Here is a 15341-nt window from a genome sequence, read left to right as displayed (position 1 = left end):
GTGGGGGCATGATAGCGGAGTTGCCGTGGGTTGGGGGGTAGTGCTCGACATCGTCATCGCCTGTGAGACCAAGCGCCCCCCGCGCGGCGCTCGGTCTCACACCCTGAAAGCCCGCACCGCCCGGTTCAGTTCCCCTCCCAGGCTCAGCAACTGCTCCCCTTGCGCCCGCCCTTCGCCGATGCGTTGCAGGTTGTCTTCGCCCAACGCATGAATTCGCTCGCTGTGATCGCGGATCTCGCTCACCGCGCCCGTCTGCTGCGCTGTCACATCGGCAATGCGTACGGCCGTATCGGCAATGGTACGAATCGCCCCGACGATCTCATCCAGCGCGCCATCGGCCGCCTGGGCCTGGCTGGCCGTGGCCTCGGCGTGCGCGAGCTGGGCGCGCATGCCGCTCACCGACTCGCGGGCGGCTTGTTGCAGGCGGTCGATCAGTGCCTGGATTTCGCCGGTGGCGCCGGTGGTGCGCTGGGCCAGGGAGCGCACTTCGTCGGCGACCACGGCGAACCCCCGGCCCATCTCGCCGGCCCGTGCCGCTTCGATGGCGGCGTTGAGGGCCAGCAGGTTGGTCTGTTCGGCGATGGCGCGGATCACCGTCAGCACGCCACCGATGGTGGCCGATTCCTCGGCCAGTTGCTCGATCGCCTGGGCGTTGCCTTGAACCTCGTCCACCAATGCCCGTAGGCCGGACAGACTCTGGCCGATCACCGCCTGCCCCTGTTCCACCGCGCGGCCAGCGTCACGGCTGGCATCGGCGGCGGCGCTGGCGTCACCGGCCACCTGCTGGATGGTCGCCTCGAGCTCGCCAAGGGCGTCACGGATCTGCCCCGTGTCCCCGGCCTGGCGTTCGGCACCTTCGTGCAGGGCACTGCTCATGCTGGCCAAGGCATGGCTGCTGCCGGCCACCTGCTCGGCGTTGTAGCGCAATGTGCCGACCAGCTCCACCAGGTACTGGCGCAGGCGGTTGAGCGAGGCCTGGATATCGTGCAGTTCGCGGTTGGTGCGGCCCAGGGCGACCGGCCGGGCGAAATCGCCATCGGCCCAGCGCGACAGGGCCGGTGCCAGGCCGGTCAAGGTACGTGCCAGGCGCCGCTGGAGGGTATCGATGAGCAGGGCGATGAGCAGGATCAGGCCGATCATCAGGCCCTGGATCAGGCGCACTTCGCTGGCGATCTTGGCATGCAGGCCGCGCACTTCCGGTTCCAGCCCGGCGATGGCCTGCTGCACGGCGCCCAGGCGTTCGCCGGTGCTGGCGGCCAGGGCCGCGCGGCGCTCGATCTGCTCGCGGGTTCGTTGCAGCTCGGCCGGGTAGCGCGCCAGCAGGCTCTGCAGTTCGCGCTTGAGGCCTATCGCGACATCTTCCTGCTGGGCGCTGGTTTGGGTGTCCAGGCCCATCAGTGCGGCGAAATCGTCGGCGTTGGATTCGGTGGCACGGGTCACGCCGAGCAACGGCAGCCCATCGACCACCTGGGCCTGTGCCCGAATCAGCTGCAGTTCGCGCTCGACTTCCTCGGCAAGTTCCGCGCGGCCGCTGGCGACCAGCTTGCCACGGGCCAGCGACAGGCGCCCCAGGTGTACCGAAGCGTCCAGCAAGGGTGCCAGGTAGCGGGCAGCATCCGGGTTGTCGCTGTTGCGGGCATACTCGGCCAGTTGCTCGAAATGGGCGCCCAGCTCGCGTTCGGCCTGCAGCAGCAAAGCCTGCGGGTCGCCGGCCAGCTTGCCGGCGGCGAGCAGTTCGTTGGCGGTGAAGGCCTGCAGGTCGTCCAGGCTGGGGCGTAGCGTTTCGGCCAGGTTCGCCGGCCAGTCGGCAAGCGCCACTCGCAGCGCTTGGGTGGCCTCGGTGGCTGCAGCGTGCCGCAGGGCGTCGCCGCTGGCCAGGTAGGCCTGGATGTTGCGTACCGCATCGTTCTGGAACTGCTGGGAAAGGCCCAGGTAGCGTTCCATCAGTTGATAGGGGCGCTCCAGTGCGCGCTGCGACCACCACAGGGTCGCGCCCAGTGCGATGCAGACAGTTACCAGCAGCAGGGTGTTGAAATTGGTCAGCCACTTCAGGCGCATAGCCGTGAACTTCCAGCAATAGAGGTGGAACGGTAGGTGCCTGAAGTTATTTCGGTTTTGTGACCGGGTGATGACCGAGAGCGAAAAAGTGGCGTTTTGCCTGTATTGGCCCAATCGCCGGCAAGCCGGCTCCCACCTGTCCTGCGCTGTTTTCAAAGACACCGCCATACCGGTGGGAGATTACCCAGCCCTTCGGGCTGCGCTGTCGCGCAGAGAACAAGCGGCCGATGCTTGCCCCTGTGGGAGCGGCGGTGCGGCGGTCCGACTTGTCCCGCGAACAAGGGCGAAGCCCTTGCCAGGCGACGGTGATACCGGGCCCGGCCTAATCGCGGGACAAGCCCGCTCCCACAGGGTGCCGCAAATCAAATGGTCATGCGTTGTTCTGTGGGAGCCGGCTTGCCGGCGATTAAAGCTTCACGGAGCTCAGGGTTCTACACGCATCACGCAATTGCGCCCGGCATGCTTGGCCCGGTACAGCGCTTCGTCGGCGGCGCTGGCCATGGTCAGCGCATCGAGCCTGTGGTCCAGTTGCACCACCCCGGCGCTGAAGGTGCAGCGCAGGTCATGGGGTTGGGCCGGGTAGAGGATCTCGGCGAAGCGCTGGCGAATTTCGTCGAGGACCTTGTGCGCGGCCTCAAGCGGCGTGTCGGGCATCACGATGGCGAATTCCTCGCCGCCATAGCGCCCGATGAAGTCGGTCTTGCGCAGGCGCTGCTTGAGGAACAGCGCCAGGCTCTTGATCACCCGGTCGCCCATGGGGTGGCCATGGCGGTCGTTGATCTTCTTGAAGTGGTCGATATCGAGCATAGCGAAGCTCAACGGTTGCATTTCGCGGCGAGCGCGGAAGCTGCAGTCTTCAAGGAGCTGGAGGATATGGGTGTGGTTGTACAGCCCGGTGAGGCTGTCGCGCACCATGCGGGCCTTGAGATGGCGAGCGCGGGCGGCCCGGTTGCGCACCGTGGTGATCAGGTGTCGGGAGCGGATCGGTTTGGTCAGGAAGTCGTCGCCGCCCTCGCTCATGGCGTCCAGCTGCTTGTCCAGGTCATCTTCGGCAGAGAGATAGATGATCGGCACGCTGACGTAGCGGTCGTTGTGGCGGATCACCTTGGCCAGCTCGGTGCCGGTGCAGGCTGGCATGTACATGTCCAGAATCACCAGGTCGGGCTGGAAGTCGGCCAGTTCGGCCATGGTGCGGATCGGGTCGGTGAGGGTGCGGGTGATCATGCCAGCGCCGTTGAGCAGGCGCTCGGTGAACATGGCCTGGGCCCGCGAGTCGTCGACGATCAGCACGCGCAGCGGGTCGTACTCGGTGGCGTTGGTCAACAGTTCGACTTTCTCCAGCAGGCTCGAGGCATCCAGGGGGCCGGTGAGGAATTCCTGGCCGCCGGCGCGCACAGCGGCCAGACGGGTGGGGGTGTCGGCCTCGAGGTGGCTGAAAAACAGCAGCGCAACCTGCGGTTCGCTGCCGAGCAGGGCCTGGGTCGCCAGGTTCAGGCCCTGGCCTTTGCCGGTGAAGTCGACGTCCATGACGATGGCGCACGGCAGGCGGTCGTTCATCGCGGTAGCAAAGGCCTCGGCACTGAAAAGGGCTTGTGCGGGCAGGCCGAAGAATTCCAGTTGCTGGGCCAGCCGCTCGGCGCGGTCATGGTCCTGGAGCAGGATGTACACTGGTTTGCGTAAGGGCGGCAGGGCCATGTGGTCGAGCGGGTCGCCCTTGCGCAGGCCGGTGCGCAGGAGGCGTTGCATCAGGCGGTGCTGCTGGAGGCGCTCATGGCTCGACTCGGCTGGCTGGGTCATGTCCTGGCTGCTTGTTGGAGGGTTATGCAGGTGCGATGCTGGCTCTATGCTAGCACTGCTTCCCGGTGCCCGTGTGTCCTATATCAACAAAGTTCGTAAGGACGAATATTCAGTTGTCGACCCATTGGTCGCTTATGCGTAAGGCAGTGTCTGCTTTATAGTGCTGCCACGCGGGCTTGCCGTGGCACCCTGGCTGGGGCTGGTGGTCCAAGCCCCTGAACTGTCGTGACTGATAAGGACAACGCCATGCTGGACTGGAAAAACCGCGAGGCCAAAGCCGAGCCCCGCGAGCGTGTCGACGCCCGTGGTGCCGCTACCCGTAGCTACCTGGGCGGGCTGTGGAGCCGCGCATTGGGTACCCTGATCGGCCTGTACCTGCTGGTGTGCATCGGCCTGGGCTGGTACTGGAGCCAAGAGCCGGACCTGTTCCCGGTGCAGCAGAGCGCCCAGGCTGCCGCCGAGCAGAGCGGCCAGCAGATGGTGGTCGGCTACACCACCATCGAGACCCTCAAGAGCGTCGCCAATACCCTGCTGACCAAGCCGGGCGGCTACATCTCCAACGACCGCTTCCCACCGGGGTTGTGGATGGACAACATGCCGAGCTGGGAATACGGCGTGCTGGTCCAGGTGCGCGACCTGTCCCGCGCCCTGCGCAAGGATTTCGCCCGTTCCCAGTCGCAGTCCACCGAGGACGCGGACCTGGCCAAGGCCGAGCCGCGCTTCAATTTCGACAACAAGAGCTGGATCCTGCCCTCGAGCGAGTCGGAGTTCGAGGAAGGCATCAAGTCCCTGACCCGTTACCAGAAGCGCTTGGCTGCCGGTGACCAGGGCGCGATCTTCTATACCCGCGCGGACAACCTGAACAACTGGCTGGGTGACGTGGCCACCCGCCTGGGCTCGCTTTCCCAGCGCCTTTCGGCCAGCGTAGGCCGGGTCAAGCTCAACAGCACCCTGAAGACCGAGTCGGTGGTCGCCGGCCAGGCACCACAGGTGGACGAGGAGCTGGTGGAAACGCCATGGCTGCAGATCGATAACGTGTTCTACGAGGCCCGTGGCCAGGCCTGGGCCTTGTCGCACCTGCTGCGTGCCATCGAGGTGGACTTCGCCGATGTACTGGCGAAGAAGAACGCCACGGTCAGCGTGCGCCAGATCATCCGTGAGCTGGAGGCGTCCCAGGAAGCGCTGTGGAGCCCGATGGTGCTCAACGGCAGCGGCTTCGGCATGTGGGCCAACCACTCGCTGGTCATGGCCAACTACATTTCCCGCGCCAACGCCGCCGTCATCGACCTTCGCCAACTGCTGTCGCAGGGCTGACGGTGGCCATCAGCCCCGCGGAGGCCGCGCACCGCGCAGCCTCCGACCGCGAACTGGTGGCCTGGGTCGACGAGGCCGACCAGCTGCTTGGCGCGCTGCCCCGGGCCGAGTTGCGTGAGCGCGGCCTGATCGGTCGCTGTACCTTCATCCTGTTGTTCAACGGTGCCGGTGAGCTGTGCGTACACCGGCGCACGCTGAGCAAGGCCTTGTACCCGGGTTACTGGGACGTGGCCGCCGGCGGTATGGTGGCGGCGGGCGAGAGCTATGCCGAGTCGGCTGCCCGGGAGCTGGCCGAAGAACTCGGTATCGCGGACGTCGAGTTGCGTTTCCACGAGCGGTTTTATTTCGACCAGCCGGACAACCGGTTGTGGTGCGCGGTGTATTCAGCGGTGTCCGATGGACCGCTCAGGTTGCAGCCCGAAGAGGTGAGCGAGGCGCGCTTCATTGGCTTGGAACAGGCGGAACGAGAAAGCCTGAGCGAGCCCTATTGCCCGGATTCGTTGGCGGCGCTGCAGCGCTATAAAGCAAGCCTCAAATAGATGCGTGGGCCATGCTGGCCGCTTCACGGGTAAGCCCATTTCACAGGGCGCGAAACCTGCGCAGTACCTGTGGGAGCGGGTTTACCCGCGAAGGGGTCGCAAAACATTCGCAAAATGCCGCATTCCAGTACTTAGCAACAGCCAGATTTATCGTTACACTGCGCGCCCTTTTCGGGCTGCCGCAGGTCTTGCGGCAGTAGCGCTGCCCCTGCCAGAGTGGGGCTTCGCGGTCGGCCCTGGCCCCAGGCGCCGACCAGTATTTTGTCCTCAGCAAGAGGAACAAAAGTGGCCAAGAAAGCTTCTTCCTTCGCCGCCCTTGGCGGTCTCGTTTATTCCACCGATGCCGGCCGGCACTGCCCGGATTGCGGCAAGCCGGTGGAAGCCTGCATCTGCAAGCAACAGGTCATCCCAGAAGGTGATGGTATTGCCCGCGTGCGCCGCGAAAGTAAAGGCCGTGGCGGCAAGACCGTGACCACCATCAGTGGCGTCCCGCTGCCCCTCGACCAGCTCAAGGAGCTGGCCAGCGCCCTCAAGCGCCGTTGCGGCACCGGGGGCGCGCTGAAGGATGGGGTCATCGAGATCCAGGGCGACCATGTCGAGCTGCTGCTCGGCGAGTTGACCAGGCAGGGTTTCAAGGCGAAGAAATCCGGCGGTTGATCCGGCTCGCGCGATTTTTTGCCCAGTGCTTTCTAAACTCGTTCCCGTGGCAGGGGTCTACCCTGGGCACGGACGAATCGTCATTTTCGGTTTCTACACTGCCTGCGCGCCCATGTGGGGCAGTGTCTTCGACTTATCTACAGGGGACTTGAATGTCCGTACGACGCACACGCAAAGACGATGGCAGCCAATGGACCGTGGCCGACAGCCGCAGTGTTTATGGTATCCGCCATTGGGGCGCTGGTTATTTCGCCATCAATGAGGCCGGGCGCGTCGAAGTGCGCCCCAATGGCCCGGGGAGCGCACCGATCGACCTGTACGAGCAGGTCGACGAACTGCGCCAGAGCGGCTTGTCGCTGCCGCTGCTGGTGCGTTTCCCCGACATCCTGCAAGACCGCGTGCGCCAGCTGACCGGCGCGTTCGACGCCAACATCGCGCGCCTGGAGTACCAGAGCAAGTACACCGCCCTGTACCCGATCAAGGTCAACCAGCAGGAAGCGGTGGTGGAGAACATCATCGCCACCCAGAACGTCTCCATCGGCCTTGAGGCCGGTTCCAAGCCCGAGCTGCTGGCGGTGCTGGCGCTGGCGCCCAAGGGTGGCACCATCGTCTGCAACGGCTACAAGGACCGCGAGTTCATCCGCCTGGCGCTGATGGGCCAGAAGCTTGGCCACAACGTATTCATCGTCATCGAGAAGGAGTCCGAGGTCGCCCTGGTGATCGAGGAAGCCGCGGAGCTCAAGGTCAAGCCGCAGGTCGGCCTGCGCGTGCGCCTGTCGTCGCTGGCCTCGAGCAAGTGGGCCGATACCGGTGGCGAGAAGTCCAAGTTCGGCTTGTCCGCCGCCCAGCTGATCTCGGTGGTGCAGCGCTTCCGCGATGCCGGCCTGGACCAGGGCATCCGCCTGCTGCACTTCCACATGGGCTCGCAGATCGCCAACCTGGCGGACTACCAGCATGGCTTCAAGGAAGCGATCCGCTACTACGGCGAACTGCGCGCCCTGGGCCTGCCGGTCGATCACATCGACGTCGGCGGTGGCCTGGGCGTGGACTACGACGGTACCCACTCGCGCAATGCCAGCTCCATCAACTACGACATGGACGACTATGCCGGCGTGGTGGTGGGCATGCTCAAGGAGTTCTGCGACGCCCAGGGCCTGCCGCACCCGCATATCTTCTCCGAGAGCGGCCGCTCGCTGACCGCGCACCACGCCATGCTGGTGATTCAGGTGACCGACGTCGAGAAGCACAACGACGAAGTGCCGACCATCGAGAACAAGCAAGCGCTGCCTGAAACCGTGCAGTGGCTGGTCGACCTGCTCGGCCCGACCGACATCGAGATGGTCACCGAGACCTACTGGCGCGCCACCCACTACATGGGCGACGTCGCCGCCCAGTACGCCGATGGCAAGATCAGCCTGGCCGAGAAGGCCCTGGCCGAGCAGTGCTACTTCGCCGTGTGCCGCCGCCTGCACAATTCGCTCAAGGCCCGCCAGCGCTCGCACCGGCAGGTGCTGGACGAGCTCAACGACAAATTGGCCGACAAGTACATCTGCAACTTCTCGGTGTTCCAGAGCCTGCCGGACACCTGGGCCATCGGCCAGGTGCTGCCGATCATCCCGCTGCACCGCCTGGACGAGGAGCCGATGCGCCGCGCTGTGCTGCAGGACCTGACCTGCGACTCCGACGGCAAGATCAACCAATACGTCGATGAGCAGAGCATCGAGACCAGCATGCCGGTGCACGCGGTCAAGGAAGGCGAGGACTACCTGCTGGGCGTGTTCCTGGTTGGTGCGTACCAGGAGATCCTGGGCGACATGCACAACCTGTTCGGCGATACCGATTCGGTGAACATCTACCAGAACGCCGATGGCAGCGTGTACCACGCCGGCATCGAGACCCACGACACCATCGAGGACATGCTGCGCTACGTGCACCTGTCGCCGGAAGAGCTGATGACGCATTACCGCGACAAGGTCGCCAGCGCTCGCATCACGGCGCGTGAGCGTACCCAGTTCCTGGATGCGTTGCGCCTGGGGCTGACCCGCTCGTCGTACCTCTCGTCGTAAACCTGGGGCCGCTTCCACAGGGATTTCGCAAATCTTGAGCGTGGCGCAATCTCGGTGGGAGCTGGCGATAGCCTGCGATGGGCTGCAAAGCAGTCCCAAGCCTTCAAACGGTGGAGCCCCGCAAGGCTCATGGGCCGCTTTGCGGCCCATCGCAGGCTGTCGCCAGCTCCCACACGGGCCTGCATAGCTCGCTACATTGCGTATGACTTGGCCGTGTGAAGCGGCCTCAACTTCAGCGAACCCACTGCCCCTTCGATTGCAACCGCCAGCCCACCCACCCCAGCGTCACCGCCCGCAACCCCATGAACCCCAGGAACGCCAGCCACAACCCATGGTTGCCGAGCCCACTCATGAGCACCGCCAAGGGCAGCGCGATCGCCACCGACAGCAACATCGCATTGCGCATCTCCCGGGCTCGGGTCGCGCCGATGAACAGGCCGTCGAGCAGGTAGCTCCACACCGCGACCAGCGGCAGCACCGCCAGGTAGGGCAGGTACGCATACGCTGCCTCGCGCACGCTGGCGATATCGGTCTGCAGGTCGATGAACAGGTGTCCCCCCAGCAGAAACACCACGGCGAAGCCCAGGCTGACGATCAGCGACCAGCCGCAGGCCACCACCAGCGAGCGGCGCAGGGTCTGGTGGTCTCGGGCGCCGATGGCGTGGCCGCACAGGGCTTCGACCGCATGGGCCAGGCCATCCAGAGCGTACGCGGTAAGCATCAGGCCATTGAGCAGCAGGGCGTTGGCTGCCACCGTGGCCTCGCCCAGGCGCGCGCCTTGCACGGTCACCAGCAGGAACACCAGTTGCAGCGCCAGGCTGCGCAGGAAGATGTCGCGGTTGACCGCCAACAGCGGTCGCCAGGACTTCCAGTGGCTGAGCGCGGCCCAGGCGATGTGCCCCGGGTAGGCTCGTAGGGCCGGACGGGTCAGGGCCAGGCCGAGCAGGGCGGCGCTCCACTCGGCGATCACCGAGGCCCGTGCCGAGCCCAGCACGCCCCAGTCCAACCCGAGCACGAACCACAGGTTGAGGACGATGTTCAGCACGTTGGTCGTCAGCAGGATCGCCATTGGCGCCCGGGCGTTCTGGGTGCCCAGGAACCAGCCAACCAGGGCGTAGCTGGCCAGCGCCGCCGGCAGGCCTAGCAGGCGGGTATGAAAGAAATCCTCGGTGGATTGGTGCAACGCCGCACTCGGTTGCATCGCCTGCAACGCCAGCTGGCTGAAAGGAATCGCCAACAGACCGATCAGCAGTGCGAAGGCCAGGGCCAGCAACAAACCCTGCACCAGCACCTGGCGTAACGCCGCGCCATCAGCGCGCCCGGCGGCCTGGGCGGCGAATCCGGTGGAGCCCATGCGCAGGAACCCCATCAGCCCGACCATGAAGGTGAACAAGGTCGCCCCCACCGCCACGGCGCCCAACTGATGGGCATGGGGCAGGTGGCCGATCACGGTGCTGTCGACCAGGGCCACCAGCGGTACCGAGATGTTGGACAGAATCATCGGTGCGGCCAGTGCCCAGACCTTGCGGTGGGTGCGGCGATCGTGCCAGTCGGTGGTCAGTTGCAACATGCGGGCTCCGGGGTTAATGCGGTGGTACAGCTTTGCGGTCTTAGTGGGAGCGGCGATGCGGCGGCCCCACAGGCACCCCGCCAGCTGGCCTGGCATTCTAGCGGCCAGCGTGAGCGAGGTCTCACTTGGCTGCAGGTAGCTCGCCCGCCATTGCGCTATAGTTGCGCCCTTATCGATACGCTGCCCGAGAGTTCCCACTCCCATGTTCAACAAAGGATTGTTGCTGGCCTGCGCGCTGGCGTTGCTCAGTGCTTGTGATTCCTCCTCCAAGGATGCCCCGGCACCAGCCCAGAAGCCCGCCGCGAGCGTACCGGCCGAAACCCCGGCGCCCAAGCGCGAAGACCCCGCCGTGCTGGCCAAGCGCTATGCCGACCGCGAACTGAGCGTGCTGGATGTCTCGGAAGTCCAGCTCGACGGCGCCGCCACCTTGTCGATCAGCTTCTCCGCGCCGCTGGATGCCGAGCAGGACTTTGCCGCCAAGGTGCACCTGGTCGACACGGTAAAAGGCAAGCTCGAGGGTGCCTGGGAGCTCTCCGACAACCAGATGGAGCTGCGCCTGCGTCACCTGGAGCCGCAGCGCAAGCTGGTGCTGACCGTCGACAAGGGCTTGTTGGCGGTCAACGGCAAGCGCCTGGAGGCCGAGTCGGTCAGCCGCCTGGAAACCCGCGACATGCAGCCGACCGTAGGCTTCGCCAGCCGCGGCTCGCTGCTGCCTACCCGCCTGGCCGAAGGCCTGCCGGTGATCGCCCTTAACGTCGACAAGGTCGATGTGGAGTTCTTCCGCATCAAGCCGGACATGCTTTCCAGCTTCCTGGTCAACTGGGGCCGCAACAGCAGCTTGTACTACTACCAGTCCAAGGAAACCCTGGACATGGCCGAGCTGGTCTACAGCGGCCGCTTCGACTTGAACCCGGCGCGCAATACCCGCGAAACCGTCCTGTTGCCGATCGCCGGGATCAAGCCGCTGCAGGAGGCGGGCGTGTACCTGGCGGTGATGCGCGCCTCCGGTACCTACGACTATTCGCAACCGGCAACCCTGTTCACCCTCAGCGACATCGGCGTTTCCGCCCACCGCTACCGCGATCGGGTGGATGTGTTCGCCCAGGCCCTGGAAGGCGGCAAGGCGCTCAAGGGCGTCAACCTCGCGCTGCACGACGACAAGGGCAAGCTGCTGGCCCAGGCCGAAACCGACGGCCAGGGCCATGCGCAGCTGCCGATCACCGCCAAGGCCGACACCCTGATCGCCACCCAGGGCGTGAACACCACTTTGCTGCGCCTGAACACCGCGGCCCTGGACCTGGCGGAGTTCGACATCACCGGCCCCCAGGCCAACCCCCTGCAGTTCTTCATCTTTGGTCCGCGTGACCTGTACCGCCCGGGCGAGACCGTACTGCTCAACGGCCTGTTGCGCGACCAGGACGGCAAGCCGGTCAAGGCCCAGCCGGTGACCGTGGAAGTGCGCCGGCCAGATGAACAGGTCAGCCGCAAGTTCGTTTGGGAGGCCGACCGCAACGGCTTGTTCCAGTACCAGCTGCAACTGGCGAGCGAGGCGCCGACCGGTCGCTGGCAACTGCTGCTCGACCTGGGCGGCGGGCGCAAGCAGGTCTATGAATTCCTGGTCGAGGATTTCCTCCCCGAGCGCCTGGCCCTGGAGCTCAAGGGCAGCAGCACGCCGCTCTCGCCCGAGCAAACCGCGCATATCAAGGTCAATGGTCGCTACCTCTATGGCGCCCCGGCCGCCGGCAACCGCCTCAGTGGCCAGGCCTACCTGCGCCCGCTGCGCGAAGCGGTGCCGGCGTTGCCGGGCTACCAGTTCGGCTCGGTCACCGAGACCGAACTCAGCCAGGACCTGGAGCTGGACGAGGTCGCCCTGGACGACGCCGGCAAGGCCACCCTGGATATCGAGAGCCGCTGGGCCGAGGCCCGTTCGCCGCTGCAACTGACCGTGCAGGCCAGTTTGCAGGAGTCCGGGGGCCGGCCGATCACCCGACGCCTGGAGCAGCCGATCTGGCCTGCCGAGCGCCTGCCTGGGCTGCGTGGCCTGTTCGAGGGCGAGGAAACCGACAGCGACGGCCCGGTGACATTCGAAGTGCTGGTGGCCGACCGCGAAGGCCGCAAGCTGGCCGCCGACGACCTCAAAGTGCGCCTGGTACGCGAGCGTCGCGACTATTACTGGAACTATTCCGACAGCGATGGCTGGAGCTACAACTACAACGAGAAATTCCTCACCCAGAGCGAGGAAACGGTCAGCGTCCAGGCCGGGGGCACGGCCAAGCTGAATTTCCAGGTGGAATGGGGCCCGTATCGTGTCGAGGTGGAAGACCCACAGACCGGGCTCGTGTCCAGCGCGCGCTTCTGGGCCGGCTATCGCGCCCAGGACAATGCCGAGGGCGGCGCGGTGCGCCCGGACCAGGTCAAGCTGGCACTGGACAAACCGGCCTACGCCGACGGTGCCACGGCGAAGGTCACGGTCACCCCGCCCGCGGCAGGCAGCGGTTACCTGATGATCGAATCCAGCGACGGCCCACTGTGGTGGCAGGAGATCGAAGTGCCCGCCGAGGGCAAGACCTTCGACGTGCAGCTGGACGAGCAATGGGCACGCCATGACCTGTACATCAGCGCCCTGGTGATCCGCCCCGGCGAGCGCAAGGCCAATGCCACGCCCAAGCGTGCCGTGGGTGTGCTGCACCTGCCGCTGGACCGCGCCGAACGCAAGCTCGCGGTGACCCTGCAGGCGCCGGAGAAGATGCGTCCCAAGCAGCCATTGACCGTGAAGTTCAAGGCCGCCAACGCCGACGGCAGCGTGCCGAAGCAGGTGCACGTGCTGCTGTCGGCGGTAGACGTGGGTATCCTCAACATCACCGACTTCAAGACCCCGGACCCGTATGCCAGCCTGTTCGGCCGCAAGGCCTACGGCGCCGACCAGCTGGATATCTACGGCCAGCTGATCGAGGCCGGCCAGGGCCGCCTGGCCAGCCTGGCCTTCGGTGGCGACGCGGCCATGGCCAAGGGCGGAAAGCGCCCCAACACCACGGTGACCATCGTTGCCCAGCAAAGCCTGCCGGTGACCTTGAACGAGCAGGGCGAGGGTGAGGCGAGCGTCGACATCCCCGACTTCAACGGGGAGCTACGCTTGATGGCCCAGGCCTGGACCGACGAGCATTTCGGCATGGCCGAAGGCAAGACCGTGGTCGCCGCGCCATTGATCGCCGAGCTCTCGGCTCCGCGTTTCCTGGCCGGTGGCGACCGCACCAGCCTGGCACTTGACCTGGCCAACCTGTCCGGCCGTACCCAGCAACTGAACGTGCAGGTCAGCGCTTCCGGTCAATTGGGCCTGGCCGGTGAGGGGCAGCAGAGCGTCAACTTGGCCGAGGGCCAGCGCAAGACGCTGATGATTCCCGTACAGGCCCAGGGCGGCCTTGGCCAGGGCAAGGTAGTGGTGCGGGTCGACGGCCTGCAGTTACCGGGTGAACCGAACAATGCCTTCGAGCGTGAGTGGACCTTGGGTGTACGCCCCGCCTACCCGGCGATGCTCAAGCACTACCGGGTCGCCTTGAAGGACCAGCCCTGGACCCTGCCGGAAAGCGAGCTGGCCGAGTTCGAGCCAGCAGGCCTGGAAGCCAGCCTGGTGCTCTCGAGCCGGCCACCGCTGAACCTGGCCGAGCAGATCCGTGCGCTCGAAGCCTACCCTTATGGCTGCCTGGAGCAGACCACCAGCGGCCTGTACCCGTCGCTCTATGCCGATGCCGAAAGCCTCAAGCGCCTGGGCATCAAGGGTGAGCCGGCCGAGGTGCGCAAGCGCAAGATCGAGATGGGCATCGAACACCTGCTGGGCATGCAGCGTTACAACGGCAGCTTCGGCCTGTGGAGTTCGGACAGCGAAGAGGAATACTGGCTCACCGCCTATGTCACCGACTTCCTGCTGCGGGCTCGCGAACAAGGCTTCGGCGTGCCCGCCGAGGCGTTGAAGAAGGCCAATGAACGCTTGTTGCGCTATCTGCAGGAACGCAACCTGATCGAGGTGGACTACAGCCAGAACGCCGACCACACCCGTTTCGCCGTGCAGGCCTACGCGGGCCTGGTACTGTCGCGTAACCAGCAGGCGCCGTTGGGCGCGCTGCGCAGCCTGTTCGAGCGTCGCAGTGACGCCCGCTCCGGCCTGCCGCTGGTGCAACTGGCGGTGGCACTGGACAAGATGGGCGACAAGCCGCGTGCCCAGCAGGCCTTGCAAGCCGGCCTGGGTATCGGCCGTGGCGACGGCTGGCTGGCTGACTATGGCAGCGAGGTGCGCGACCAGGCGCTGATCCTGGCATTGCTGCAGGAGAACACGCTGGCCAGCAATCAGGTCGACCAGCGCCTGTTCGCCCTCTCGGATGAGTTGGCGGCCAACCGCTGGTTGTCGACCCAGGAGCGCAATGCCCTGTTCCTGGCGGGCCGTGGCTTGCTGGGCAAGCCAGAAGGCCAATGGCAAGCGCGCCTGGACAGCGCCGGCGAGGTCCGTCAGTTCAGCAATGCCGAGGCGGGCATGAAGCTTACGGGGCCGCTGTTGAGGTCGCCGCTGACCGTGCAGAACCAAGGCAGCGAGACGCTCTACCAACAACTGACGCTCTCCGGTTACCCACGCCAGGCGCCGCCGGCCGGGGGCAACGGCATGCAGGTGCGCCGTGAGTACCTGGGCATGAACGGCCAACCGCTGGATCTGCGCAACCTGCGCAGCGGCGATCTGGTGCTGGTGCACCTGGCGCTGAAGGCCGATACCCAGGTGCCCGATGCCCTGGTGGTGGACCTGTTGCCGGCAGGCCTCGAGCTGGAGAACCAGAACCTGGCCCAGAGTGCGGCCAGCCTGGACAATGCCAGCAGTGCGGTGAAGGCGTGGCGAGAGTCGATGCAGAACGCCAACCTGGTGCATCAGGAGTTCCGCGATGACCGGTACGTGGCGGCGCTCAAGCTCGACGGCTATGGCACCCAGCACCTGCTGTACCTGGCCCGTGCGGTGACGCCAGGCACCTATCGCGTGCCGCCGCCGCAGGTGGAGTCGATGTACCGGCCGAACCTGCAGGCGGTTGGAGAAGGGCAGGGAGAGATGGTGGTGCGCGGGCGTTAGGTCGCCGCAGTAATTTCGGTGCCTGTGAGATCGAGCGCCGCCCGCGCGGCGCATCGCGAGCTGCGCTCGCTCCTACGTTTGTTTCGAGCCAATAACGCCTGCGACAGGCGCGCGCGACCGCCTGGTTCGTACGACACAATCTTGCGTCAGGCCCCAAAGCGTCCGCGCGAAGATCCACAGAATGGATTGGCCCTAAACAAACGTAGGAGCGAGCGCAGCTCGCGATGCGCCGCGCG

8 protein-coding genes are annotated in these 15341 nt (G+C 65.8%); 5 read left to right on the top strand and 3 right to left on the bottom strand.

Features of this window, described 5'->3' with window-relative positions:
* Positions 1 to 96 precede the first annotated feature (96 nt).
* Both ACXHGZ_RS18625 and ACXHGZ_RS18620 read right to left on the bottom strand, forming a co-directional pair.
* Positions 97 to 876 (bottom strand): methyl-accepting chemotaxis protein, encoded by a 780-nt coding sequence (locus tag ACXHGZ_RS18625; RefSeq protein WP_480464101.1) that lies wholly within the window; start codon positions 874 to 876, stop codon positions 97 to 99.
* Between the two features lie 1605 nt (positions 877 to 2481).
* The gene (locus ACXHGZ_RS18620) at positions 2482 to 3855 is read right to left on the bottom strand and encodes a diguanylate cyclase (protein WP_480460897.1); all 1374 of its coding nucleotides are present in this window, start codon (positions 3853 to 3855) and stop codon (positions 2482 to 2484) included.
* A 246-nt stretch (positions 3856 to 4101) separates the two neighbouring features.
* On the opposite strand from ACXHGZ_RS18620, the gene ACXHGZ_RS18615 reads away from it, so the two are divergent.
* From ACXHGZ_RS18615 to speA, 4 genes are all read left to right on the top strand, one after another.
* On the top strand, positions 4102 to 5169 hold the full coding sequence (locus tag ACXHGZ_RS18615; protein WP_224457033.1) for a DUF2333 family protein: 1068 nt from the start codon (positions 4102 to 4104) through the stop codon (positions 5167 to 5169).
* A 2-nt stretch (positions 5170 to 5171) separates the two neighbouring features.
* Complete coding sequence (locus tag ACXHGZ_RS18610) at positions 5172 to 5708, top strand: NUDIX hydrolase (protein WP_480460896.1); 537 nt, start codon at positions 5172 to 5174, stop codon at positions 5706 to 5708.
* Between the two features lie 285 nt (positions 5709 to 5993).
* Complete coding sequence (locus tag ACXHGZ_RS18605; RefSeq protein ID WP_480460895.1) at positions 5994 to 6365, top strand: translation initiation factor Sui1; 372 nt, start codon at positions 5994 to 5996, stop codon at positions 6363 to 6365.
* Positions 6366 to 6517: 152 nt separating this feature from the next.
* Entirely contained in the window at positions 6518 to 8431 is a 1914-nt protein-coding gene (gene speA, locus ACXHGZ_RS18600; RefSeq protein ID WP_480460893.1) for an arginine decarboxylase, read from the top strand.
* 232 nt (positions 8432 to 8663) lie between these two features.
* Here speA and ACXHGZ_RS18595 read toward each other — a convergent pair whose 3' ends face one another.
* Positions 8664 to 10001, bottom strand: a complete 1338-nt coding sequence (locus ACXHGZ_RS18595) for an MATE family efflux transporter (RefSeq protein ID WP_480460892.1) — start codon at positions 9999 to 10001, stop codon at positions 8664 to 8666.
* Between the two features lie 202 nt (positions 10002 to 10203).
* Between ACXHGZ_RS18595 and ACXHGZ_RS18590 the strand changes: the two genes are divergently transcribed.
* Positions 10204 to 15105 carry an alpha-2-macroglobulin family protein gene (locus ACXHGZ_RS18590; RefSeq protein ID WP_480460890.1) on the top strand — a complete coding sequence of 1634 codons (4902 nt, stop codon included), beginning with the start codon at positions 10204 to 10206 and terminating at the stop codon, positions 15103 to 15105.
* Positions 15106 to 15341: the final 236 nt, after the last annotated feature.

Source organism: Pseudomonas shiyinii, from assembly GCF_056725765.1.
Note: the sequence above shows the minus strand (reverse complement) of the source record. Positions and strands in the feature narration are given on the sequence as shown.